The sequence below is a fragment of the Mesorhizobium sp. M0598 genome (assembly GCF_040320865.1).
GTDB lineage: Bacteria > Pseudomonadota > Alphaproteobacteria > Rhizobiales > Rhizobiaceae > Mesorhizobium.
The window spans coordinates 1-23,363 of the sequence record NZ_JAMYQL010000016.1; the positions used below are offsets into that span (position 1 = coordinate 1).

Sequence of the window (23,363 nt, forward strand, 5' to 3'; positions counted from 1 at the left end):
AAGGACCGTGCTCAAAGGCCGGACATATGGACGCAAGCGATCGAAAACGACGCAAAACAACCGTTGCAGGCAGGGCGCCGTCCACATATGGATCCCAGGGTCTTCGCGACGTCGCTTCGCGCCTGCTCCGCCCTGGGATGACGAAGCTGGGGAGGTTTGGCCAATCTCGAAGGTTTTCAATCCCGTCCGATGACACTATGAATGACCGGCCGGGGCGGCTCCAGCTTCAAACAATCACGAGGACATCATGACAATACGCGCTGTCGTCTGGGGCGAGAACATCCATGAGCGGACCAACGAGGTGGTCGCCGGCATCTATCCCGAGGGCATGCATGCGACGATCGCCAATGCACTGAAGCTCGACCCGGAGATATCAGTGTCCTGGGCAACGCTGGAGCAGCCGGAGCATGGGCTGCCGGCCGACCGTCTGGCCAAGACCGATGTCTTGCTGTGGTGGGGGCACAAAGACCATCGCGCCGTCGCCGACGAAGTGGTCGAGCGCGTGGCGCGCCGCGTCTGGGAAGGCATGGGGCTGATCGTTCTCCATTCCGGCCATTTCTCGAAAATCTTCAAGAGGCTGATGGGCACGCCCTGCACGCTGAAATGGCGCGAGGCGGGCGAGCGCGAACGGCTCTGGGTGACCAGCCCCAACCACCCGATCGCTGCCGGGATCGGCGAGTATTTCGAGCTCGAGAACGAGGAGATGTATGGCGAGCAGTTCGCCGTGCCGGAGCCGCTCGAGACCGTCTTCATCTCCTGGTTCCAGGGCGGCGAAGTGTTCCGGTCAGGGCTGACCTATCGCCGCGGCGCCGGTAACATCTTCTATTTCAGGCCCGGCCACGAGACCTATCCGACCTATCACGACGCCAACGTCCATAAGGTGCTGCGCAATGCGGTGAGATGGGCGCACAACCCGCAAGGCTCCAATCCAGCCATCCTCGATGCGCCGAACGTGCCGGTGGAAAAGGCGCTCGAGCCGATCGTCGAGCGCGGCGGAAAGCTTCATTCCGCCGGCGAAACCGGCTTCCGCTAGACGACAAATCCATGATCGAACAAGAAGATAAAGCCCTGTCCTAAGGATAAGAATCATGCGTCTGTTGATACTCGGAACCGGCTGGATGGCGGAGGAGCACGCCAGGCAGTTCGGCAAGATCGAGGGCGTCGAACTGATCGGCGCCGTCGATCTCGACCGTATGCGTGTCGACAAGTTTTCGGACATCTACGGTATCCCCAACCGGTTCGCGTCGCTGGACGAGGCGCTGGCATGGGGCAAGTTCGACGCGGTCGCGAACGTGACGCCCGATCGCATCCACCATCCGACCACCATGATGCTGATCGCGGCGGGCAAGCCGGTGCTGTGCGAGAAACCGCTGGCCGAAAATTACCAGAAAGCCAGTGAGATGGCCGCTGCCGCCGAGCGGGCCGGCATCATCAACATGGTCAACCTGACCTATCGCAATGTCGCGCCGCTGCAGAGAGCGCGCGCCATGGTGCTGGCAGGCGAGATCGGCACGGTCAGGCATGTCGAGGCGTCCTATCTGCAGAGCTGGCTGATATCCAAGTTCTGGGGCGACTGGCGCACCGATCCGAAATGGCTGTGGCGGCTGTCGCGCGGCCACGGCTCCAATGGCGTGCTGGGCGACGTCGGCATCCACATTCTCGATTTCGCCAGCTATGGCGCGGCGCTCGACATCGACCATGTGTTCTGCCGGCTGAGATCCTTCGACAAGGCGCCCGGCAACCGGATCGGCGAATACGAGCTCGACGCCAACGACAGTTTCACCATGGCGCTCGATTTCAGCAATGGCGCCTTCGGCGTCGTCCATGCCAGCCGCTGGGCAACCGGCCATTTGAACGAACTCCGCCTGCGCATCTACGGCGACAAGGGCGGCATCGAAGTCGTGCACAATCTGACCGGCTCGGAGCTGAAAGCCTGCATCGGCGACGATATCGAGAACGCCAAATGGCAAGTTCTGAATGCCGGAACGGTGCAGACCAACTACCGGCGCTTCGTCGATGCGGTCCGCAACGGCGTCCAGGCCGAACCGTCGTTCCGCCATGCGGCCGAATTGCAGAAGGTACTCGACCTCGCAGTCGTGTCGGATGAGAAGCGGGCCGAATTGAGCACCGATACGCAGTGATATCGTTCAGGGAATCTTGAGAGGAGCCAGCCATGGTCACGCGGCGCGCCGAATGTTCCTGCGCTCAGCTGTCAGCCACCTGCTCGGGCGAGCCGGTACGCGTCTCGCTCTGCCATTGCTTGGCCTGCAAGCGACGCACCGGCAGCGCGTTCAGCTTCAACGCGCGGTTTGCGGACGGTGACGTTTCTGTCCAGGGCCGCTCTGCGGAGTTCACGCGCATTGGCGACGAGGGCGGCCGCGTCATCTACAGCTTCTGCCCGATTGCGGCACCACCGTCCATTACCGGATCGACACGCAGCCCGGTCTGACCGCCATCCCGGTGGGCGCTTTCGCGGACCCTGCGTTCCCGCCGCCCTTCCTGTCCTTCTACCACGAGAGCCGGCGCTGCCAGTGCGTCGAGGTCCGAACCGAACCTTTGGCGACGTTCGGCTGAAGGCGCTGGTCGCCTCCAGCTGACGTTTCAGGATCAAACCCAATCACTCTGAACGATCGAGTTCGACCCGGTCCGACCGTACAAGGCATTTCAGGCGACGAAGTCGATCCATCACCGTGCGTGACTCGATCGCGCCAAAACAAGGCGTTGTGCGTCGGTTGAGCAAGCTCCGTCACAGTTGCGCTCAAACGGGGCGCGACAAGCGCCGACCATCCAATTGATCGCTGATGGTACTACGTGCTGGCCATGCTAGAATTCAGCGTCCTCGACGTGGTTAAAATCGGGGAATTGCGACCGGTTGACGGCGCGGGAGGTCGACGGACAAACACGAACAGATCACAGGGAGGAAGCAATGTTTCGGACACCAGTTCATCTTGCATTCTTGACAGCGTCGATTGTTGCCCTGCCATCTTACGCGGCCATGGCCGATGACACACAGATCGCGCGCGGCGAATATCTGGTTACGATTGCCGGCTGCAGCGACTGTCACACATCCGGTTATTTCTTCGGGAAGCCCGACATGTCGCGCTTCCTCGGCGGTTCGGACGTGGGCTTCGAGATTCCTGGTCTTGGTGTCTTTGTCGCCCGTAATATCACGCCTGACAGGGAGACCGGTATCGGAAGCTGGACCCCGGAGCAGATCGTCACCGCGATCCAGACCGGCGAACGGCCGGACGGCCGCATCCTGGCGCCGATCATGCCTTGGCGCGATTTTGCGCATCTCACCGCGGATGACGCCATGGCGATCGCGGCATTCCTCCAAAGTGTGAAGCCGGTCAGCCACCAGGTTCCCGGCCCGTTCAAACCCGGGGAAGCGGTGTCGACGTTCATGATGCGGATTATGCCGCCGGGGGAAGCCGCAGCCGCTGCAACGAAGTAGGGCGGCTTTGATCGGAACGAGATTTTTCGTCGAATAATGGGTGAATGTCCGCCTTGGAGATGATGAGGCCGATATCCGAACGGCAGAAATGGGTCGATCGAGCCGTTGCGCGAGGGGAGCTTTTGAGAAGCGCCATGAATGTCGCGATATTGGCGCTACCTACTCGTTCTCGTCGACGAGACGAATGGCAGCATTCCACCCTTCCCGGTCCTCGGCGGCGGACGCGATGAACGGCTCGTTGAGCCCGAAACGAACTTCTGTCACATCGGTAATCTGCCGTCACCTCCTCAGCAAAATATGTGCTATTCTGAGGCTATGCCCGCGCCCTCCGACCGATCGCCCGACAAGTCGCCGGAAGACGGTGCAGTTGCATCGGATCCGTATGGGGAGCTAGCCAATCGCGGCGATTGGTCCAGGCTTCACCGCGAACTGTCAGACAGAAACCGCTGCAGTGAACTTGGCGGCGCCGAGCTCCAGCGCCTCGGGGAAGCCGCCTACATGCTTGGGCGCGAGGAGGAATTCGTTCGGGACTACGAGAGGGCCTTCGAAGAGCATCTCCGGAACGGACGCGAACGATCCGCGGCGCGTTGCGGCTTCTGGATCGGGCTCACCCTGATGTTTCGCGGAGAATTCGCCCAAGGCAGCGGATGGCTGACCCGCGCCAACCGGCTGGTCGAGGATCATACGCAGGAATGTGCAGAACAGGGTTACCTTCAGCTCCCAATGGTCGAACAACGTCTCGCCGCCGACAGGCCGGACGAAGCATTCGCGCACGCAACACGTGCCGCGGAGATCGGACAGCGCTGCGAAGATCCGGACCTCTTGGCTATCGCGCGCCACCTTCAGGGCCGGATATTGATCCTGCGCGGCGACTATGTGCGCGGCTTCGAACTGCTGGACGAGGCGATGGTTTCGGTCACCTCGGGCCGGCTCTCACCGATCGTTACCGGGCTGGTCTACTGCAGCGTGATCGAGATCTGTCAGAAATTTCATGCCACGGGCCGGGCGAGGGAATGGACCTCGGCGCTGGTCGGATGGTGCGCGGGACAGCCCGACATCGTTGCCTTCACCGGCAGATGCCTGATCCACCGGGCCGAAATTCTGATCCTCGACGGCCACTGGGACGAGGCCGGCCGCGAGGCCGGTGTCGCCAGCATCCGCCTTCAGCAGGGGCCCTCGAAACACCACGCCGGTCCGGCATTCTACCAGAAGGGCGAGGTATTTCGACTCCGCGGCCAATGGAACGAGGCCGATGCCGCCTATCGCGCGGCGAGCAGGCTCGGGTTCGATCCGCAGCCGGGGCTGGCGCTTATGCGATTGCAGCAGGGGCACGAGCAGCCGGCCCTTTCGGCGATCCGCCGCGCACTGCAGTCCGTCGACGACCTGCCGGGCAAACTCCGCCTCTTGCCGGCTGCGGTGGAAATCACTCTCGCCGTCGGTTCGGCCGATGACGCTTGGGAGCTGTGCGAAACACTGCACGACTGCGCGCGCCAATATTCCGCGGATGCAGTCCGCGCCGCAGCCGCCGAGGCTACCGCGCGGGTGCTGATCCATGCTGGTCGAGCCGCGGAGGCATTGGCCCATATCCGGCGCGCGGTAGCGATCCTCTGGGACCTTCGGGCGCCCTATCATCTTGCCCGGATGCGGGTGCTGACAGCGCGGGCCTGTCTCGCAACCGGCGATACTGAAGCGGCGCAGACCGAACTGGACGAAGCGATAAGACTTTTCCGCGAGCTCGGCGCGCGCCCCGACGAAGCCGTTGCCGGCAAGCTGCGGGTCACCATGACGGCGACAGGCGGCGAAGTTCTCACCCCCAGACAGACGCAGGTTCTGCGCCTGATCGCGTCAGGCCTGACCAACCCGGAAATTGCCGGCGAGCTCGGTCTGAGCCAGCGGACGGTAGACCATCACGTTAGCGATATCCTGACGCGGCTGAACGTGCGCACGCGCGCGGCAGCCACGGCCTATGCGGTCGAGCACGGCCTGATCGGCATGGTCGTATCTGGGTAATCCTACCCAGGCCAAAATTTCTCGTTGCGTGGGTACTTACGCCGAAGCGGGCAACCGTGGCGCGGGTCTAAACCTCATGGCGTGGTAAAGGCCACAGGAGGTTTTCCCGATGCAAACGAATAATAACAACATGAGCGGGCCGGGCGGTGTCTGGCTCGCCACCGGAACGCTGCTGCTGGCGGCTGCGCTCGTCTTTCACGGGCCACCGGACGCGGATTTGTCTGTTCAGATGCAGAATATCGCCGAGGGCCATGGGCGATGGGCTACGGTCCATTGGACGGCGGCAGCGGCGCTGTTCCTGATCGCCGGCGCTTCGTTCCTGAACCTGGCGCTCAACCCCCGGGTCCGGCATTCGCCGATGCTGAGTTCTGCCTGGATGGTGATGGCTCTCGGCGCCCTGACCACGTTCTCCACCGCAGTCGCCGAGGCATCGGTGGTCGCGGTCGCGGCCGACCGGGGTGACACCAGCGCCTTCATGACCTGGTGGGCGTTTTCCGGCGGCATGGGTAACGGATTCTGGGCGCTCGCCCTGGCGACAGCGCTTGTCGCGTATCACGACGCCCGCGATGACGTCGGGATACTGCCCCGATGGGCCGCGATCGTCGGCTCGGCGTTCGGTATCCTTTCGGCAACCGGGTGGACACTCGGTGAGCAGCTCGGGATCGGCATCGGAGGTCCGATCTGGCTGATTTCCTCGCTTCTCATGTGCCTGTGGCTCGCGTGGTACGGGCTGTCCTCAAGGAGCGCCCGGTCGGGCAAGCCACAGCACAAAGCGCCTGATCCAGCATCATCTTAAGACAGGAGGAAAAAATGTCCCTTCAAACGAAGGAAATCGAAGCGACGATCCACGACGTCCACGAATTCTTCACCGACTGGGTGACGGGCCGATGCCGTGGCGACGATGCGACGTTCAAGAAGAACGCGCTCGACCGGATCAGCGAAGATCTGGTCGCCATCATGCCAGGCGGCAGGGCGTTCGGGAAAAAAGACTTCGCAGGTTACATGAAGAGCATCTACGGATCGAATCCGGCCTTCCGTATCAAGATACGCGACATCCGGATCAGCCATCAAAGCGCCGACCTGGCGGTCGTGAACTACCACGAATGGCAACGCGACGCGAAGGACTCCGATCAACCGAACAATGGCCGGGTCACGACGATGGTGGTCCGCGATCGCGGCTACAGCCGGGGGCCCGAGATCTTGCAAGTTCATGAAACCTGGCTCCCAGCCGATGTCGTTCAGTCCGCGGATTTCGCGTTCTGAGAAGCGTCGGTCCGAAACGGGCAGAGAAAGGAATTGCGCTGGCGGGACCATCGGCTCTGCCGGCGTCATGGAGCCAGAACTGTGCTTCTTTTCAGCCCGTCGGCTGGGTCGAGATCAGCGCCGACCCTCTGGCGACGTTTGGCTGAAGACGCCGGCCACGGCCGGCTGACGTGTTAGGTCAAAACCCAATCATTCTGAACGACCGAGTTGAACCTTCTGCAGACCTCTCGGCATGCTGTGTAAACCACGTCCGTTAGTTGACATTGAGGGCCAGGGACTCGGCCGCTATATTGAAAGCGTGATGCGCTTTCTCTAATTCGCAAGTTGCTTCTTCCGCCTGCTTGCTCGCTATTAACAATATTCTTGTCCGGCTTTTTCGTTTGGGAGGCCGGCATGTCAAGATTGTATATCAATCAATTAGAGCGCCTAAAGACGGCGAAAGGGGAAGAGCTTTTGACTGCGGATCGGTTAGAGGATGGAAAGATTGCTAACGTAGCTCCACCGCCTATCCCGAGTGACAAGCGCATTAAGATTGAGCGTGGCGACAGAGCTGTGACCAAGGTCACGGTGCGCGAGTCCTAAGGTCGATTTCCACTCATCTCGGTCGCAGCCGGCAGTCAGCTAATTGAGTTGTTAGCCCTAATGCCGCAGGATCTTGCTGAGAAAAGCGCGGCTGCGGTCGGTCTTCGGGTGCGAGAAGAACTCGTCCGGCGTGCCGCTTTCGACAATGGCGCCGGCGTCCATGAACACGACGCGCTGGGCGACCTTGCGGGCAAAGCCCATCTCGTGCGTCACCACCATCATGGTCATGCCTTCCTCCGCCACCGCGACCATGACGTCGAGCACTTCCGAGATCATCTCGGGATCGAGCGCCGAGGTCGGCTCGTCGAACAGCATGATCTTGGGGCGCATGCCGAGGCAGCGCGCGATCGCCACGCGCTGCTGCTGGCCACCAGACAGCTGCGCCGGATAGGCGTTCACCTTGTCGGCGAGGCCGACCTTGGCGAGCAATTCGCGCCCGGCCTTCTCGGCTTCAGCGCGCGGGATCTTGCGGACATGGATCGGCGCCAGGGTGACGTTCTCGAGCGCCGTCTTGTGCGGATAGAGGTTGAACGACTGGAAGACGAAGCCGATCTCGGTGCGCAGCCGCGTCATGTTGGTGGCGGGGTCGCCGAGGCGCTGGCCGTCGACCGTCAGGTCGCCGTCGCGGATCGTCTCCAGCCCATTGATGCAGCGGATCAAGGTGCTCTTGCCCGAGCCGCTCGGGCCGCAGACGACGACCACTTCGCGCGGCTCGACGCTCAACGTAACATCCCTGAGCACGTTGAGCTGGCCGAACCATTTGTTGACGCCGCGAAATTCGATCATGCCGGTGCCATTTTTGCTAGGGTTCGACATCACAATTGCACCTCGCCATGCGCCGCGCCCATGCGCTGCTCCAGCCGGCGGGCCAGCATGATCAGGGGGTAGCAGACGATGAAATAGCCGAGGCCGACCAGGAAGAAGACGAGCAGGCCGTTCGGCACACGCTGCACCACCAGCCAGCCGACGCGGGTGAGGTCGGTGAGGCCGATGGCCGAGACGACCGAGGAATCCTTGATCAGCAGCACATATTGCCCGACCAGCGGCGGCAGCACGATGCGCATCGCCTGCGGCAGCACCACCTGGCGCATGCGCTGCCAGCGCGACAGGCCGGACGCAAGTGCTGCCTCGACCTGGCCGGTCGGCACCGAGCGGATGCCGGCGACGACGATCTCGCAGATGAAGCAGGCGGCCAGGTTGGTCAGCGCGATGATGCCGGCGGTGAAGGCGTCGAGCTCGATGCCGAGTTCCGGCAGGATGAAGAAGATCAGGAAGATCTGCACCAGGAACGGCGTGCCGCGGATCAGGTCGACCCAGGCGCCGATCGCGCCGCTGATCAGCCGGTTGCCGCCGGTGCGCAGGATGCCGAGGCCGAAGCCGAGCAGCGTGCCCAGCACCAGGCTGATCAGCGACAGCACCACGGTCATGCCGAGGCCGCGCAAGGCGAGGGGATAGCTGCCGGCGATGCTTTGCAGCTGCTGCCAGATCATGTCCGTGCCCCCGCCAGGCCGAGCCAGCGCCCGGAGAGCGCCGCCAGCCCCTTCAGCCCGTAATAGAGCAGGAGGTAGAAGGCGGCGATGGTGATGAAACCTTCCGCCGGCATGAAGCGGTCGGAGGCGAGCAATTGTCCGGCGCGCGTCAGCTCGGCAACCGAGATCAGCGACAACAGGGCGGAATCCTTGACCAGCACGATTGCCTGGCCGAGCAGCGGCGGGATCGTCACCTTGAACGCCTGCGGCAGGATGACGAGGCGCATGCGCTGGACATAGGTCATGCCCGAAGCAACGCCGGCCTCCACCTGGCCGCGCGGGATCGACAGGATGCCGGCGCGGATGATCTCGGCGACATAGGCGCCGCTGTTCAGCGACAGGGCCAAGATGCCGACGACGAGCTCGGGCAGGACGAAGCCGAGCCGCGGCAGGCCGAAATAGAGGAAATAAAGCTGCGCCAGCAGCGGCGTGGCGCGCACCGCGTCGATATAGGCCTTGGCCGGGACGCGGAACAGCCGGCCGCGCTGCAAATTCATCGCGGCGAGCACGATGCCGACGGCGAGCGCGCCGGCAAAGGAGAGGACAGACAGCCGCGCGGTCGTGATGAGGCCCTGCCCGAACAAGGGCAGATATTCGACGATGGTGCGGAAGCTGAAGTTTTCGAGCATGGTGGGGCGGTGAATGTGAATAGTGAATAGTGAATAGTGAGTAGGGCGTAAGCGAGTAGCGAGTAGCGAGTAGCGAGTAGCGAGTAGCGAGTAGCGAGTAGCGAGTAGCGAGTAGCGAGTAGCGAGTAGCTCTTCCCTACTCCCTACTCCCTACTCCCTACTTACTATTCACCATTCACCATTCACTCTACTTAGTGATCCTTCTTCCAGGCGTCGGAATTCACCCAGTAATCGAGGTTCTTCTGCAGGCGGCCGTCGAGGCTGACCTGGTCGAGGAACAGGTTCATCCAGACCAGCAGGTCCTGCTCGTCATAGCGTGTGGCGAAGGCCAGTGGCTCCTTCGACAGCATATCCGGCATGATGGTGAAGCTGCCGGCCGGGTAAGCGGTCGACTGGCCCTTGACCGCCGAGACGTCGTTGACGCCGCAATCGGCCTGGCCGTTGTTGACGGCGTCGAGCAGCAGCGGGCCGCCGCCCTTGTAGCTCTTGATATCGGCATCGGGGAAGGCGGCCTTGGCTTCCTTCTCGCCGGTGGCGCCGAGCAGCACCGCGATCTTGGTGCCCTTGGCCTTGCAGTCCTCGGTGGACTTGAAGGCGGTCCCAGCCTTGGTGAAGACTGTGCTGCCCGTGTACATGTAAGGCTTGGTGAAGGCGACCTTCATGCCACGCGCCAATGTCGGCGTCATGTCGGCGACCAGAAGATCGGCCTTGCCCGACAGCAGCGCCGGGATCAGGCCGTCCCAGTCGAAGTCGAGGAAGGTGATCTTGACGCCCATTTCCTTGGCCATCAGTTCGGCGAGTTCGACCGAACTGCCGGTGCGCTCGCCGGCAGCACCCACCAGCGAGAAGGGTGGTCCTTGCGTCTGCACGGCGACGCGCAACTCACCGCGCTTGGTGATCTCGTCGAGCGTTCCCGCACTGGCGGCAGCGGTGAGGCCGGCGAGCGCAAGTCCGGCGATGAAAAGCTTGGCAATGTTCATTTGGGCATTCCTCCTTGTTGTCGTTTGTTGTTCCACTTGTTTGCTTCACCCCCATCGAGGTGCTTTTTGAGCGGCAGCGCCGTTGCCGGCGGCAACCACCGTTCGAAAATCTTCAATCCCAGCTCACCGTTTCGGCGACCTTGATGCCGCGCCTGGCCAGCTCATCGAGGAAGCGGCCATCGGGCACATGCAGCAGCGGGTTGAGCAGGCCGGGCGTGGCGATCTCACGCCGTGCCAGCATCTGCGCCACGATGCTGGCGGGATAGCCGACGCCAAGGCTCATGCCGAACAGGCCGGAGGCGAGGTCGCGTTCGATGACCAGCTCTGAGGTCACCGTCTTGCGGCGGCCGCCTTCGCTGCCGACAAAGACGTTGCGCATGACGCAAAGGTCCTTTTCGTCCGCGCCATATTGCAGTTGCGGGCCAAGCAGCCGGCCGAGGAATTCGCGTGGGCTAACGCCGGTGCCGGGCACCTTGTCCTCGGACAGGAGGCCGAGCTGCTTCAGCGGCGCCCAGAACGCCGACCAGCCGGGCCAGCGCAGCGAATAGCGGCCGGAGCGCTGCAGCCCTTTGGCGGCGGCGAGCATGCCGGCATAATGCAGCGCGTCGCCATTGGGAAAGGCCTCCAGCCTGCCCAGCCCGGCGATCTCGATGTCGTGGATGAAACGATTGTCGTGCTGGCGGGCGGCCGGCACATCGACCCGTTTGCCGTCCTCGACCAGTACGCTGTCGCGGTTCTGGCTGACCAGAACCATGTCGAAATTCCAGCTCACCTTGTAGCGCAGCGGCTCGACCACCGCCTTCGGCTCGGGAATGCCGCCGCAGTAGGAATCGATCGCGGTGATGGTGTCGAACTGGCTTGCGGCGCGCGCGTAGAGCACAAGGTCGATGCCGGGGTCGAGCCCGCATTCGGTGACGATCGAGACGCCGGCCTTTTCGGCCTCGGGAGCGAGATCGGCGATGGCCTTGCCGTAATTGGTGGTGACCAGCGGCGTGCGCGTCGCGATCGCCGCCTGCACCGCCTCGCGCATCAGCGGCTGCGGCAACAGGTCGATGACGGCGTCGACGTCCTTCATCACATCGGCCAATGCTGGGCCGATCGCGCCCTCCGGCACGACGAAACGCACCCGGGCAAGGTCGGTCAGGCCGCCAAGCCGCGCAGCGCCGTCGGTTGCGGTGTCGAGGCAGACCACTTGCTCGACGCCGTCGCTGGCAACGAGATCGGCGATCGCCGCCCGGCCTTGCAGGCCGAGGCCGCCGAGAACCGCGATCTTCATGCCATTTCCTTCCGCGTCTCGTCCGACCAGCAGCCTTCCGGCAGGCTGACCCATTTGTTGCAGGACGCCATGACGACGAAGGTTTCGCTGCGCACCACCTCGCCCGGCTCGCCTGCGCCGGGGATCAGCTCGCTGGTGACGCGGTAGAGATCGGCGACATCGCCGGCCACGGTTACGTCGACGATGATGTCGAAGCGTCCGGTGACGACGGCGGCCGAGTTCACGAAAGGCAGTTCGGAGATGCGCTGCGCCAGTTCTCGCGCCCGGCCGCGCCCTTGCGCATTGATGCCGACGATGGCCGAGATCAGCTCGGGGCGTTCGGTCAGGTTGAGCAGCCCGACAATCTTGAGCAGGTTGCGGTCGAGCAGGTTGCGCAGCCGCATGCGCACCGTCGGCACCGAGATCGCCATCTTTTCTGCGAGGCGATTGACGCCAAGCTGCGCATCCTGCGACAGCAGCTTGACCAGTCGCCGGTCGGTCTGATCGAGATGCTCCCGCAAACAGTCAGGCTTTCATAAAGGGAAAGAAACAGTCGTATTTTCTTTCGGATATGAAAATACCTTATGGGAGATTTTTAACAACGGCAAGAGCCATGTCATCCCGCCGTGCCTTGTGCCAATCGGCAGTTTCGTCGATGTCGCCACATTTTGTTCTTGCTTTGTGCCGGCAGCTATGCTACTGATTTGGGTATGGTGCTAATTGGCTCCAACGACCCGCCCGCCGAGGCGGGTTTTTTTGTTTTCCGGATAACTTTGAAGGTTCAGCGCCGCCGGTTGAGGTTGGCGGTACAGCGCCGTTCGGGACGCGCTGTGTTCGAGGGTGAAGAAACAAGTGGCGCAAGAGGTGCAACGCACCTCCATAGCACGCCGACCAAGTTGGTGGGGGCGCAGCCGCAACTCATTGTGCCTTCACCCGATAGGCGGAGAGGCTCATCCGCGATATGGCCAAAAGCGGCTTTTCAATAAAACTGTAGCTGGCCAGGCAGACGGCAATGCAGGCGGTGACAATAACCGCGCCTGCAAGCCATGGTGACAGATTGGTGCTTGCAACGACAGGAGCGGTCGCAAGCAGCACGATAGGATGCGTCAGATAGAGAGAGTAGGAAGCATCGCCCAATATTGCCAGCAGGCGAGGAGCAAAAAGCCGGAAGTAGCTTTCCAGGCTGATGCAAGCCGCGACAAGGATCAACGCCGGGATTCCCTGAGCAAGGGTTCGCGGCAAGTCGAAGTCAAGTACCATCACCAGCACGGACATGATGGCGAACACGATTGCCGAGGCACCCAGGAAAACAGGCAAACGCGTCAGCCCGCGGACCAGGTGGCCGAGAGCCATGCCGGCAAGGAACTCAAACAGGATTGGCGTGGTGTAGAAAAACAGCACAGTCTCGGCGGCGGGTTTGAAGATGATGCGTGCAGCAACGGCGATTGCAAAGACAACGCCGACCGCGGCCATTTGCGTCAACCTGCCAAAACCCATAGTCGCCGCGAACAGAATGTAAAACAGGATTTCCAGATTGAGCGTCCAACCCACGCCAAGCACTGGTTGGACACAGCCGGTGACAGTACCGAGGTAGGGTATGAAAAGCAGGCTATTGGTGATCTGCTCAAGAGACACTGCACGACCGGCAAACGAACATCCGTCGGGCAGAGTTACGGCGAAACACCCAACTCGCGTAACGCAGCGTTGGCGGCACGGTATTCGATAAAATTCTTTGGACAATGGCTGATGGTATGCCTGTAAAGCCATAGGGCCTGATCGCGGTGCCCTTCGAGCCGGCTGAGTTCCGCGTTGTAGAAACTGATCTCGCAAAACTTGCCGTGTTTCTTGGTTGGATCCGGGTCATCGGCGTCGTTCAACGTCGCGGTGGGTGTCTTTTCGCCAAGCAGCATTCGAACCACGGGCGCCGGCCACTTCGTCATGTCGAGCTTGGAAGCTGCCTCCCGCAAATGGCTCGCCGCGCCATTGCGTCGCTCAACAATATCCAGCCATATGGCAAAATAGGCGTAGTGGGGCTCGAGAGCGGCCGCTTTTTCAAAGTCAGCCTGCGCCTTGGCCAGCGAGCCGGAATAGAAATAAAGAACACCCCTGTTTGAGTAGCTGTACGGATAATTCGGATCGAGCAGGATCGCCTGGTCGAAGTCAGCAATGGCTCGACCGTCGTCTGCCTTTCCCATCCAGGCAATGCCACGGTTGTGGTAAATTCTTGCATTTTTCGGATCGAGACCAATCGCCCGGTCGTATTCGGCGATGGCCCGATCGGACTCACCTCGCTTGTTCCAGAGAAAGCCTCGATCGTTGTAGGCGATCGCAAGTGTTGGGTCGATATCGATTGCGCGACTGTAGTCCGCGAAGGCGCGAATATCGTTCCCCTTTGCCACCCAGGCCAAGCCCCGATTATTATATGCGAGGGCTTGTTTCGGGTCGAGCTTGATTACCTGGTCGTAGTCGGCGATGGCGCGATCATTGTCTCCCTTGCTAGCCCAGGCGATACCTCGATTGAAGTACGCTTTGGGGTCTTTCGGATCGAGGCTGATCGCTTTGTCGTAGTCGGCGATGGCGTGGTCATTGTCGCTCTTGCCTGACCAGGCCACCCCTCTGTTGAACCAGATGCTCTCATCGTTCGGATCGAGGCTGATGACTTGGTTGTAGTCTGCGATGGCGCCGTCAAAATCGCCGGCTGTCAGCCGGGCGTTGCCGCGCCGGTAGTAGGCATGCGCGTTTTTCGGATCGAGGCTGATCACCTTGTCATAGTCGGCCAGCGCGCGCTCCTCATCGCCCTTGCTGGTCAACGCATCGGCTCGATCGTTCAGGGAACCGGCGTCGTTCGGGTTGAGCCTGATGGCCCGATCGAAGTCGGCTATCGCGCGGTCGTCGTCGCCTTTGCGTGACCAGATCAGCCCGCGATTGTGGTAATTTCTGCCGTCTCCCGGATTGAGGCTGATTGCCCTGTCATAGTCGGCCAAAGCCCGGTCGTTCTCGCCCTTGAAGGTCCACGCGACGCCGCGGTTGTAGTAGGCATCGCCATATTTCGGGTCCAGGCTGATCGCCTTGTCCAGATCGGCGATTCCCTTGTCGTAGTCGCCCTTGAAGACCCAGCTGATGCCCCGGTTATAATAGCCGCTGGCGACGGTCGGGGCGATGCCGATGAACGCGCTGTAGTCGGCAATGGCGCGGTCATAGTCGCCTCGTTCCGTTAGGGTATTGCCGCGCTTGAAATAGGCAATACCACGGTTTTCGACGGGCTCTGTCGCATCCTCGATCATGCGCGTGCAGGCGGCGATCCGCGTGCTTGCCTCGACCTCGTCATCGCTGACGCAGTCGCTGCTGGCCGCGAACGCCGGCAGGGCCGAAACCGTCAGGACGATTGCAGCGGCCAGTGCCCACCATGAAGGCTTGAGCCACACTCGAACCGGTCCGGTCAATTCGCTCCTCGCATCATCAAATGTCTCGGAAGTTATCTTCACGGAACCACGCCCAGCTCGTGCAGCGCGGCCTTGGCCGCAACGTATTCGTAATATTCCGCGGGGCAATCGCTGGCAGCGACCCGGTAGAGCCGCAAGGCTTCGTCGTCATGTCGTTGCAGCCGATCGAACTCGGCTATGAACAGGTTCGCCTCGCACAGATTGCCGCGTTTCTTGGCCGGGTCCGGGTCGTCGGCTGCCGCCGATACCTCGGCCGGCGTCAGTTCTCCAAGCAGCATGCGAACCGCTGGCGCCGGCCATTTGGTCATATCGAGCTTTTCAGTCGCTTCCTGCAAATGGCCCACCGCACCGCTGCGCCGCTCGGTCATCTCCAGCCAGATCGCAAAATAGGCATTGTCGGGCTTGAGCGTGGCCGCCTGTCCGAAATCGGCTTGCGCCTTGGCCAGCGCGCTCAATAGAAGGAGAGAATGCCGCGGCCAAGATAGGCATAGGCATATTTCGGATCGAGGCTGATTGCCTGATCGTAGTCGGCAGTCGCGCGGGCGTAGTCGCCCTTTGCCGACCAGACGAAGCCGCGGCCGTCGTAACCAGGGGCACCTTTCGGATCGAGGCTGATCGCCTTGTCGTAGTCGGCGATGGCGCGGTCGTCCTCGCCCTTCTTTTGCCAGATCCGGCCTCGGTACCTGAAGGCTTTGGCATGTACTGGATCGAGCATGATCGCCTGGCTATAGTCGGCAATGGCACGGTCATTGTCGCCCTTGCGTGCCCAGGCACTGCCTCTGTTGTCGTAGGCAGTCGGGTCCGTAGGATCGAGCGTGATTGCCTGGCTGAAGTCGGCAATGGCGCCGTCATAGTCGCCCTTGTCAGACCAGACGAGGCCCCGGTTGTACCAGGCATCAACGTTTTTTGGATCGAGGCTGATTGCCTGGGTGTAGTCGGCGACAGCGTGGTCGTCGTCACCCTTCTTCTTCCAGGCAATGCCACGGTTGTTGTAAGCCGTGGCATCCTGGGAATCGAGGCCGATCGCCTGGTCGTAGTCGGCAATGGCGCGGTCGTAGTCGCCCTTGTGTTTCCAGGCAACGCCTCGACTGTCGTATGCATCAGCATCCTGCGGATTAAGGCCGATCGCTTGGTCATAATCGGCGATGGCGCGATCGTAGTCACCCTTGTGCGACCAGGCCAGGCCTCTGTCGTAGTAGGTGCCAGCGTCTTTCGGGTCGAGGCTGATCGCTTGGTCGTAATCGGCGATGGCGCGGTCATTGTCGCCCTTGCGTGCCCAGGCGATACCTCGACCTTGATAGGCATCGGCATCGCGAGGATCGAGGCTGATCGCCTGATCGTAGTCCGCGATGGCGCGATCGTAGTCACCCTTGTGCGACCAGGCCAGGCCTCTGTCGTAGTAGATGCTGGCCTCTTTCAGACCCAGGCCGATTGCCTGATCGTAGTCGGCAAGGGCGCGATCATTATCGCCCTTGCGTGCCCAGGTGATGCCACGATCTCCATACGTGTCGGCATGTTTCGGGTCGAGGTCGATCGCCCGATCATAGTCTGCAATGGCGCGGTCATAGTCGCCCTTGTGTACCCAGACAGCACCACGGTTGCTGTAGGGTCTGGCGTCTTTCGCATCCAGACTGATCGCCTGTTCATAGTCGGCGATGGCTCGGTCGTATTCGCCCTTTTGTTTCCAGGCAACACCACGGTTGTTGTAGGCCCTCGCATTTTTAGGATCGAGGCTGATTGCCTGGTCGTAGTCGGTGATGGCACGATCGTAGTCGCCCTTGTCTGCCCAGGCGTTGCCCCGGTTGCTGTGGGCGTCGGAATGCTTCGGATCGAGGCTGATGGCCTGATCATAGTCTGCAATGGCGCGGTCGTAGTCGCCCTTGTGCTCCCAGGCGAGACCTCGGCCGTTGTACGGCTCCGGGTTTGTCGGGTCGAGGCTGATCACCTGGCCAAAATCGGCGATGGCGCGATCATTTTCGCCCTCCTCGACCATTGTGGCGCCTCTGACATAGTAAGCACCGGCGAATTTCGAATCGAGGTCGATCGCCTGGCCCAAATCGGCAATCGCACGGTCGTAGTCGCCTTGTGATACCCGTGCCTCGCCGCGCTTGTAGTAGGCAGTCGCGCGGTTGGCCACAGGCTCGGTGGGATCCTCGATCATGCGCGTACAGGCGGGAATCCGCACCGCCGGATCGATCTCGTCGTCGCTGACGCAGTCGCTGCTGGCGGGCAAGGCCGGGAGCGCCGAGACCAGCATGACGACGAGGCAAACGAGGAATTGCCGGACTGCCCCGTCCCTTTGTCGAACCCGTCCGATCAAATCGCCCCCCATCGCGGCAAGCCCGCTGCATTGTATTCAACGAAATCCCCGAGACAATCGCTAACGAGTTCACCCGGCAAGAAACGGGTGGTCCGCGCGCGCCGTTTCACCCATCTCAATGACACAGAAGCCACAGGAGGCGAAGCCATGACCATCCATTCGATAGGCGCGAAAGCGGCGGTGAAATCGGCGGAGGGGCGCGTTGCCGGATATGATTGGCGGACGCTGGCCGATGAGCTGGGCGGCTATGGCTGCGCGGTGATGGAAAAGCTGCTGACGCCGCAGGAGTGCCGGCAGATTGCCGAACTTTATTCGGACGAGAGCCATTTCCGCAGCCATGTCCATATGGCGCGGCATGGCTTCGGCAAGGGCGAGTACCGCTATTTCCGCTATCCCTTGCCCGACTTGATCGGCGGCTTGCGCACCGCGCTCTATCCGCGCCTGGCTGCGGTCGCCAACGACTGGAACCAGCGCATGGGTATCGCGCAGCGCTATCCCGACGAACACGCCGCGTTCCTCAGGCAATGCCACGAGCAGGGCCAGACGCGGCCGACGCCGCTCCTGCTGCAATATGTTCCCGGCGACTTCAACTGCCTGCACCAGGATCTCTACGGCGATCTGGCGTTCCCGCTGCAGGTCGCGATCCTGTTGTCGGAACCAGGCAAGGATTTCACCGGCGGCGAGTTCGTGCTGACCGAGCAGCGTCCGCGCATGCAAAGCCGCGCCGAGGTGGTGCCGCTGCGCCGGGGCGATGCGGTCGCCTTCGCGGTCCACAATCGACCGGTCCGGGGCAGCAAGGGCAATTACCGCGTCAATCTCAGGCACGGCGTCAGCCGGCTTCGCTCCGGCATGCGCCACACCGTCGGCATCATCTTCCACGACGCCAAGTAACCGAGCCGCCCGGTCGAGGCCCGGTGGCGGTTACCTGGAAAAATCGCTGCGCACGATGCCGTGGCGCTGGAGCTTGTCGTAGAAGGTCTTGCGCGGAATCCCCAACGCTTCGATCGTGCGCCTAACGTCGCCGTCGTTGCGGCCAAGCGTCTCGCGGATGATGTCGGCCTCGTAGCGCTCCAGCCGCTCCGGCAGCTTCATGGCGGCGTTCGATTCGGTCGGGGCAGGGGGTTGTGCTTCGGCGCCTTCCTCCAATCCAAGCACGAACCGCTCGGCGAAATGCGCCAGTTCGCGCACATTGCCCGGCCAGTCATGGTCGCTCAGATGGCGATGCACCGAAGCCGGCACTGCCGGCACCTGGCGGTGGAAACGGGCGGCGGCGCGCTCGGCGAAATAGAAGAACAGCAGGGCGACATCGTCGCGGCGCTCGCGCAGCGGCGGGATCGAGATCGTCACCACGTTGAGCCGGTAATAGAGATCCTCGCGAAACGTGCCGCGCTGGCGCGGATCGCCGAGGTCGACCTTGGCGGCGGCGACGACGCGCAGGTCGACCGGCCGTACCTCGTTGGTGCCGAGCGGGGTGACCTCGCGCATCTCCAGCACGCGCAGCATCTGCACCTGTGTCGAGACCGGCATGCTTTCGATCTCGTCGAGGAACAGCGTGCCGCCGCTGGCATGCTCGATGCGGCCGATCCGTTTCTTCTGCGCACCGGTGAAGGCGCCGGCCTCGTGGCCGAACAACTCGCTCTCGATGACGGTCTCCGGCAGCGTGCCGCAATTCAGCGCGACGAAATTGCCCTTGGCGCGGCGGCTCCACCGATGCAGAAGGCTTGCCACCACCTCCTTGCCGGAGCCGGTCTCGCCGGTCACCAGCACGTCGACGTCGGTGTCGGCGATCTGGCGTAGCGTGCGGCGCAGCCTGTCCATCGCCGGCGTCTGGCCGATCAGCGGCAGGCCGTCCTGCGCCTCTCCGGCCGCCTCGCGCAACGCGCGGTTCTCCATCACCAGGCGGCGCTTTTCCGCTGCGCGGCGCACGCTCTGTACCAGCCGGTCGGCGGCGAAGGGCTTTGTGATGAAGTCGTAGGCGCCGTCCTTGATCGCCTTGACGGCCATGGCGATGTCGCCGTGGCCGGTGACGAGGATGACGGGAATGTCGGCATCCAGCCGCAGGATGCGATTGAAAAGCTGCAAGCCGTCGATCTGAGGCATGCGGATATCCGACACCACGACGCCGGTAAAACCGGCATCGAGCCCGGCCAGCGCCTCAGCCGCCACCGCAAAGGCGGAGACCGAGAAGCCGGCAAGCTCCAGCGTCTGCACGGTGGCCTTGAGGAGATCGCGGTCGTCGTCGATCAGGATCACCGGCGCGGCATTGTCGTTCGTCATGATGGCTTACGCTGCTGTCTGGAGATGAATGGTGAAGCGGGTGCCGCTGTCGTCGCTTGAAACCTCGATGCGGCCGCCATAATCGGCGACAATGTCCTTCGAGATAACGAGGCCAAGGCCAAGGCCTTTTTCCTTGGAGGTGTTGAACGGCGTGAACAGTGATTTGAGGATCGCGGGTGGAATGCCGGGTCCGTTATCGGACACGTCGACCGTCACGCCGTCCGCGGTCTCCTCGATCGACACCTGCACATGAGCGTCGTCGCGGCCGTCGAGTGCTTCGAGCGCGTTCTGGAAGAGGTTGATCAGCACCTGTTCGAGCCGCACCCGATTGCCCATGACCTTGAGGCTCGGCGGCGGCAGGTCGATGGCCAATGCGTCGAGCCGGCCGGCAAAGCGGCTTCTCAACAGCATGACGGCGCCCTCGACGACGCCGCGCAATTCGACAGGCTCGGCGGCGGTGCGGCCCTTGCGGGCAAATGCCTTCAACTCCTCGGTGATTGAGCCGATGCGTTCGGTAAGGGCTGCGATAGCGCCGAGGTTTTCCTCGGCCGGCCCGGTCTGCTTGCGGTCGAGGAAGGTGCGGGCATTGTCGGCATAGGCGCGTATGGTGGCGACCGGCTGGTTGATCTCATGGGCGACACCGGCCGCGACCTGGCCGAGGATGGCGAGGCGGTTGGCCTGGACCAGATCCTGCTGCACGATTTGGAGCTTGGCTTCCGTGCTGCGGTGGCCTGTTATCTCGGCCTGCAACCGGTCGCGGGCGCGGCTCAAATCCTCGGTCCGTTCGACGACGCGGCGTTCGAGTTCGGTGCGGGCCGCCTGTTCGGCGGCAATCCGCATCTGCGCCGACTGCCGGCGCCACAACAGATACGCGGCAAGGCCGAGCAGCGGGACGACGACGCCGAGCGCAAGAAGCCTCATTTCGCGGACGGCGGCGGCGATCGGCGCTTCGACCGGGACAAGATAGTCGAGCCGCCAGGGGGTCGAAGGAACTGTCGTGGAAAGGCTGAGATACTCCGCGTCGCTGCCGCCGGGCGTCACCGCGTGGACAATCGACACATCCGGGCTGAGCGCCTGCGGGTGCTTGATCGGCAACGGCACAAGCGGCGCGTCGCCGAACTGTTGGCTGTCGCGGATCGCGGCTTGCTTAGGTGCGGCCAGCGGTGCGGTTGTCATGAAGCGCCAGGACGGCACGCTGGTGATCAGCACGACGCCATTCTCGTCGCTGACATAAGCCGGGCGGTTCGCCTCGCGCCAGTCGGCTTCGAGCTGGTCGAACTCCATCTTGACGACCACGACGCCGAGCGGTGCGGCTGCATCGCCGACGCGGCGCGAAATGTAGAGGCCGGGACGCTTGCTGACATTGCCGAGCGCAAAATACTCGGCGGTTCCGGCCTGCATCGCGCCGGAAAAATAATCGCGGAAACGGTAGTCGTTGCCGACGAAGCTGATCGGCTCGCGCCAGTTGCTGGAGGCGATCGCCAGTCCATCGGTGCCGATGACATAGAGTACCGACGCCTTGGTGCCGGAGACCAGCCCCTCGAGCTTGCGGTTCAGCACATCGATTGCCGCGGCATTTTTCTGCGTCAGCGCGTCACGCACTTGCTGGTCTGCGGACAAAAGCAGGGGCAGGGCACGCGGGCTTTCGAGCACGGCGCGCAGCAGCGCGACCTTCAGATTGGCGTCGGTACGCCCCTGCGCCGCCAGGGTCTCGACCTCGGCGGTGCGGCCGTAGAGGCCGGCGCCGTAGAGCGCTGCGGTGACGATCAGCAGGGCGACGGCCGCAAACAGCAACCAGGCTCGGCGCGCCCGCCTGGCGAGTTGCTCGGGCGTCGAAGACAAGGCACCGGCGGGGCGTTGCAGCATCGCCCATTTGTGCATGAACTCGCACAAAACACAATTCGACCTATGCGGAGAGTCGCACTTGACCATGCGTCCGGCAGTGCGGACGTTTGCGAATGCTCAATAAAATCAATGCTGAAGCACTCTTCTGCGTATCTGGCACGGCTGTTGCAAACACGAATTCAGCAGTCGCGAGGCTGCTGGTCTCAAAACAACTGCCCCGGGGAGTCGAGCTTTCGATCGGGGCGCCATGGAGGACGTCATGCAGACAGCAATCGCTGCCGCCGAGCCGCGCGGCAAACTTCCCTTATACCGGCATCTTTATGTGCAGGTGCTGGCGGCGATCGCCGCCGGCGTGCTGCTCGGCCATTTCTATCCCGAAACCGGCGAGGCGATGAAGCCGTTCGGCGACGCCTTCATCAAGCTGGTCAAGATGGTGATCGCGCCGGTGATCTTCCTGACGGTGGCGACCGGTATCGCCGGCGTTTCCGACCTGCAGAAGGTCGGCCGCGTCGCCGGCAAGGCGATGATCTATTTCCTGGTGTTCTCGACGCTGGCGCTTGTCGTCGGCCTGGTCGTCTCCAATGTCGTTCAGCCCGGCGCCGGCATGCACATCAATCCGGCCACGCTCGATACCGCCAAGGTGGCGGCGTATGCCGAGAAGGCGCACGACACAACCATCGTCGGCTTCCTGATGAACATCATCCCCGACACCATCACCGGCGCCTTCGCGCAGGGCGACATTTTGCAGGTGCTGTTCTTCTCGGTGCTGTTCGGCGTCGCGCTGGCACTGGTCGGCGATCGCGGCCGTCCCGTTGTCGATTTCCTGCAGGCGCTGACCACGCCGATCTTCCGCCTCGTCGCTATCCTGATGAAGGCCGCACCGATCGGCGCGTTTGGCGCCATGGCCTTCACGATCGGCAAATACGGCATCGGCTCGATCGCCAATCTCGCCATGCTGATCGGCACGTTCTACTTGACCGCGCTGCTGTTCGTGCTGGTGGTGCTCGGCGCTGTCGCCCGCTACAACGGCTTCTCGATCCTGGCGCTGATCCGCTACATCAAGGAAGAGCTGCTGCTGGTGCTCGGCACCTCGTCCTCGGAAGCGGCATTGCCGGGCCTCATGGCCAAGATGGAGCGCGCCGGCTGCAACCGCTCGGTGGTCGGTCTGGTCATCCCGACCGGCTATTCCTTCAATCTGGACGGCACCAACATCTATATGACGCTTGCCGCGCTGTTCATCGCGCAGGCGACCGACACGCCGCTCACCTACGGCGACCAGATCCTGCTGCTCGCTGTCGCCATGCTGAGCTCCAAGGGTGCCGCCGGCATCACCGGCGCCGGCTTCATCACCCTGGCGGCAACGCTTTCGGTCGTCCCCACCGTGCCGGTCGCCGGCATGGCGCTGATCCTCGGCGTCGACCGCTTCATGTCGGAATGCCGGGCGCTGACCAACTTCATCGGCAACGCGGTGGCGACAGTGGTGGTGGCGCGCTGGGAGGGAGAACTCGACCAGACGAAGTTTGCCGCCGCTATGGCCGGTGACTTGCCGGAGGAAGTCGACCTGTCGCAGCCGGGTTTGCAGGCCGCCTGACTGTTTAGGCCAAACGACTATAAGGCCCGGAGGCGGTTCGCCGGCTCCGGGGCAAAAGCGGCGGCGGTCGCAGTATGCCGCCTGAAACGCAACCTGAAGTGGCCCTGTTTTCGACGCGGGGCTTGTTCCAGCCGCATTTGCAGGCCAGTATCCGCCGTGCCTTCATGGCACCGTCCGCTTCGCTC

At 62.7% G+C, this 23,363-nt stretch carries 22 protein-coding genes; 9 read left to right on the forward strand and 13 right to left on the reverse strand.

The window, feature by feature from the left end; translation table 11 throughout:
- Positions 1–247: 247 nt before the first annotated feature.
- From NKI59_RS19790 to NKI59_RS19805, 4 genes are all read left to right on the forward strand, one after another.
- The gene (locus NKI59_RS19790) at positions 248–1,033 is read left to right on the forward strand and encodes a ThuA domain-containing protein (RefSeq protein ID WP_352706246.1); all 786 of its coding nucleotides are present in this window, start codon (positions 248–250) and stop codon (positions 1,031–1,033) included.
- 55 nt (positions 1,034–1,088) lie between these two features.
- A complete protein-coding gene (locus NKI59_RS19795) occupies positions 1,089–2,141 on the forward strand; it encodes a Gfo/Idh/MocA family protein (RefSeq protein WP_352706249.1) in 1,053 nt (350 codons plus the stop codon).
- A 32-nt stretch (positions 2,142–2,173) separates the two neighbouring features.
- Positions 2,174–2,449, forward strand: coding sequence for a GFA family protein (locus tag NKI59_RS19800; protein ID WP_352706251.1), 276 nt, complete (start codon positions 2,174–2,176; stop codon positions 2,447–2,449).
- A 477-nt stretch (positions 2,450–2,926) separates the two neighbouring features.
- Positions 2,927–3,454 carry a c-type cytochrome gene (locus NKI59_RS19805; RefSeq protein ID WP_502893757.1) on the forward strand — a complete coding sequence of 176 codons (528 nt, stop codon included), beginning with the start codon at positions 2,927–2,929 and terminating at the stop codon, positions 3,452–3,454.
- A 432-nt stretch (positions 3,455–3,886) separates the two neighbouring features.
- On the opposite strand, the gene NKI59_RS19810 is transcribed toward NKI59_RS19805, so the two are convergent.
- Complete coding sequence (locus NKI59_RS19810; protein ID WP_352706253.1) at positions 3,887–4,189, reverse strand: hypothetical protein; 303 nt, start codon at positions 4,187–4,189, stop codon at positions 3,887–3,889.
- On the opposite strand from NKI59_RS19810, the gene NKI59_RS19815 reads away from it, so the two are divergent.
- The 3 genes from NKI59_RS19815 (at position 4,178) to NKI59_RS19825 (ending at position 6,727) form a co-directional block, all read left to right on the forward strand.
- On the forward strand, positions 4,178–5,464 hold the full coding sequence (locus NKI59_RS19815; protein WP_352617282.1) for a LuxR C-terminal-related transcriptional regulator: 1,287 nt from the start codon (positions 4,178–4,180) through the stop codon (positions 5,462–5,464). The genes NKI59_RS19810 and NKI59_RS19815 overlap by 12 nt on opposite strands.
- A gap of 109 nt (positions 5,465–5,573) precedes the next feature.
- Entirely contained in the window at positions 5,574–6,260 is a 687-nt protein-coding gene (locus NKI59_RS19820) for a hypothetical protein (protein ID WP_352706256.1), read from the forward strand.
- Between the two features lie 14 nt (positions 6,261–6,274).
- Positions 6,275–6,727: a nuclear transport factor 2 family protein gene (locus tag NKI59_RS19825; protein WP_352587213.1), complete on the forward strand. Its 453-nt coding sequence runs from the start codon at positions 6,275–6,277 to the stop codon at positions 6,725–6,727.
- 639 nt (positions 6,728–7,366) lie between these two features.
- Here NKI59_RS19825 and NKI59_RS19830 read toward each other — a convergent pair.
- The 10 genes from NKI59_RS19830 to NKI59_RS19875 all read right to left on the reverse strand — a co-directional run bounded on the left by NKI59_RS19830 (position 7,367) and on the right by NKI59_RS19875 (position 17,465).
- The gene (locus tag NKI59_RS19830; protein WP_352679106.1) at positions 7,367–8,095 is read right to left on the reverse strand and encodes an amino acid ABC transporter ATP-binding protein; all 729 of its coding nucleotides are present in this window, start codon (positions 8,093–8,095) and stop codon (positions 7,367–7,369) included.
- 29 nt (positions 8,096–8,124) lie between these two features.
- Complete coding sequence (locus NKI59_RS19835) at positions 8,125–8,799, reverse strand: amino acid ABC transporter permease (RefSeq protein WP_023677250.1); 675 nt, start codon at positions 8,797–8,799, stop codon at positions 8,125–8,127.
- Complete coding sequence (locus NKI59_RS19840; RefSeq protein WP_352706261.1) at positions 8,796–9,467, reverse strand: amino acid ABC transporter permease; 672 nt, start codon at positions 9,465–9,467, stop codon at positions 8,796–8,798. The genes NKI59_RS19835 and NKI59_RS19840 overlap by 4 nt, the downstream gene beginning before the upstream one ends.
- A gap of 191 nt (positions 9,468–9,658) precedes the next feature.
- Positions 9,659–10,447, reverse strand: a complete 789-nt coding sequence (locus tag NKI59_RS19845; RefSeq protein ID WP_352455419.1) for an ABC transporter substrate-binding protein — start codon at positions 10,445–10,447, stop codon at positions 9,659–9,661.
- Between the two features lie 112 nt (positions 10,448–10,559).
- Positions 10,560–11,723, reverse strand: a complete 1,164-nt coding sequence (locus NKI59_RS19850; protein ID WP_352706264.1) for a saccharopine dehydrogenase family protein — start codon at positions 11,721–11,723, stop codon at positions 10,560–10,562.
- Positions 11,720–12,223: an Lrp/AsnC family transcriptional regulator gene (locus NKI59_RS19855; RefSeq protein WP_023677254.1), complete on the reverse strand. Its 504-nt coding sequence runs from the start codon at positions 12,221–12,223 to the stop codon at positions 11,720–11,722. The genes NKI59_RS19850 and NKI59_RS19855 overlap by 4 nt, the downstream gene beginning before the upstream one ends.
- A gap of 397 nt (positions 12,224–12,620) precedes the next feature.
- Entirely contained in the window at positions 12,621–13,337 is a 717-nt protein-coding gene (locus tag NKI59_RS19860; protein ID WP_352706266.1) for an acyltransferase family protein, read from the reverse strand.
- 35 nt (positions 13,338–13,372) lie between these two features.
- The gene (locus tag NKI59_RS19865; RefSeq protein WP_352706268.1) at positions 13,373–15,145 is read right to left on the reverse strand and encodes a tetratricopeptide repeat protein; all 1,773 of its coding nucleotides are present in this window, start codon (positions 15,143–15,145) and stop codon (positions 13,373–13,375) included.
- Positions 15,146–15,183: 38 nt separating this feature from the next.
- The gene (locus tag NKI59_RS19870; RefSeq protein ID WP_352706270.1) at positions 15,184–15,600 is read right to left on the reverse strand and encodes a hypothetical protein; all 417 of its coding nucleotides are present in this window, start codon (positions 15,598–15,600) and stop codon (positions 15,184–15,186) included.
- Positions 15,597–17,465, reverse strand: a complete 1,869-nt coding sequence (locus NKI59_RS19875) for a tetratricopeptide repeat protein (RefSeq protein WP_352706272.1) — start codon at positions 17,463–17,465, stop codon at positions 15,597–15,599. The genes NKI59_RS19870 and NKI59_RS19875 overlap by 4 nt, the downstream gene beginning before the upstream one ends.
- A gap of 147 nt (positions 17,466–17,612) precedes the next feature.
- On the opposite strand from NKI59_RS19875, the gene NKI59_RS19880 reads away from it, so the two are divergent.
- Positions 17,613–18,356, forward strand: a complete 744-nt coding sequence (locus tag NKI59_RS19880) for a 2OG-Fe(II) oxygenase (RefSeq protein WP_352706274.1) — start codon at positions 17,613–17,615, stop codon at positions 18,354–18,356.
- A gap of 30 nt (positions 18,357–18,386) precedes the next feature.
- On the opposite strand, the gene NKI59_RS19885 is transcribed toward NKI59_RS19880, so the two are convergent.
- Together NKI59_RS19885 and NKI59_RS19890 are read right to left on the reverse strand one after the other, a co-directional pair.
- Positions 18,387–19,742, reverse strand: a complete 1,356-nt coding sequence (locus NKI59_RS19885; protein WP_352706277.1) for a sigma-54-dependent transcriptional regulator — start codon at positions 19,740–19,742, stop codon at positions 18,387–18,389.
- A 6-nt stretch (positions 19,743–19,748) separates the two neighbouring features.
- Positions 19,749–21,608, reverse strand: a complete 1,860-nt coding sequence (locus NKI59_RS19890; protein ID WP_352706279.1) for a sensor histidine kinase — start codon at positions 21,606–21,608, stop codon at positions 19,749–19,751.
- A gap of 238 nt (positions 21,609–21,846) precedes the next feature.
- Between NKI59_RS19890 and NKI59_RS19895 the strand changes: the two genes are divergently transcribed.
- Complete coding sequence (locus tag NKI59_RS19895; RefSeq protein WP_352578468.1) at positions 21,847–23,178, forward strand: dicarboxylate/amino acid:cation symporter; 1,332 nt, start codon at positions 21,847–21,849, stop codon at positions 23,176–23,178.
- Positions 23,179–23,363 lie beyond the last annotated feature (185 nt).

Coding starts and splice junctions, on each gene's coding strand:
- NKI59_RS19885 (WP_352706277.1), bottom strand. CDS start 19,742: ATGACGAACGACAATGCCGCGCCGGTGATCCTGATCGACGACGACCGC.
- NKI59_RS19880 (WP_352706274.1), top strand. CDS start 17,613: ATGACCATCCATTCGATAGGCGCGAAAGCGGCGGTGAAATCGGCGGAG.
- NKI59_RS19800 (WP_352706251.1), top strand. CDS start 2,174: ATGGTCACGCGGCGCGCCGAATGTTCCTGCGCTCAGCTGTCAGCCACC.
- NKI59_RS19790 (WP_352706246.1), top strand. CDS start 248: ATGACAATACGCGCTGTCGTCTGGGGCGAGAACATCCATGAGCGGACC.
- NKI59_RS19850 (WP_352706264.1), bottom strand. CDS start 11,723: ATGAAGATCGCGGTTCTCGGCGGCCTCGGCCTGCAAGGCCGGGCGGCG.
- NKI59_RS19815 (WP_352617282.1), top strand. CDS start 4,178: ATGGTCGAACAACGTCTCGCCGCCGACAGGCCGGACGAAGCATTCGCG.
- NKI59_RS19825 (WP_352587213.1), top strand. CDS start 6,275: ATGTCCCTTCAAACGAAGGAAATCGAAGCGACGATCCACGACGTCCAC.
- NKI59_RS19805 (WP_502893757.1), top strand. CDS start 2,927: ATGTTTCGGACACCAGTTCATCTTGCATTCTTGACAGCGTCGATTGTT.
- NKI59_RS19890 (WP_352706279.1), bottom strand. CDS start 21,608: ATGCTGCAACGCCCCGCCGGTGCCTTGTCTTCGACGCCCGAGCAACTC.
- NKI59_RS19835 (WP_023677250.1), bottom strand. CDS start 8,799: ATGATCTGGCAGCAGCTGCAAAGCATCGCCGGCAGCTATCCCCTCGCC.
- NKI59_RS19830 (WP_352679106.1), bottom strand. CDS start 8,095: ATGATCGAATTTCGCGGCGTCAACAAATGGTTCGGCCAGCTCAACGTG.
- NKI59_RS19820 (WP_352706256.1), top strand. CDS start 5,574: ATGCAAACGAATAATAACAACATGAGCGGGCCGGGCGGTGTCTGGCTC.
- NKI59_RS19795 (WP_352706249.1), top strand. CDS start 1,089: ATGCGTCTGTTGATACTCGGAACCGGCTGGATGGCGGAGGAGCACGCC.
- NKI59_RS19845 (WP_352455419.1), bottom strand. CDS start 10,447: ATGAACATTGCCAAGCTTTTCATCGCCGGACTTGCGCTCGCCGGCCTC.
- NKI59_RS19895 (WP_352578468.1), top strand. CDS start 21,847: ATGCAGACAGCAATCGCTGCCGCCGAGCCGCGCGGCAAACTTCCCTTA.
- NKI59_RS19840 (WP_352706261.1), bottom strand. CDS start 9,467: ATGCTCGAAAACTTCAGCTTCCGCACCATCGTCGAATATCTGCCCTTG.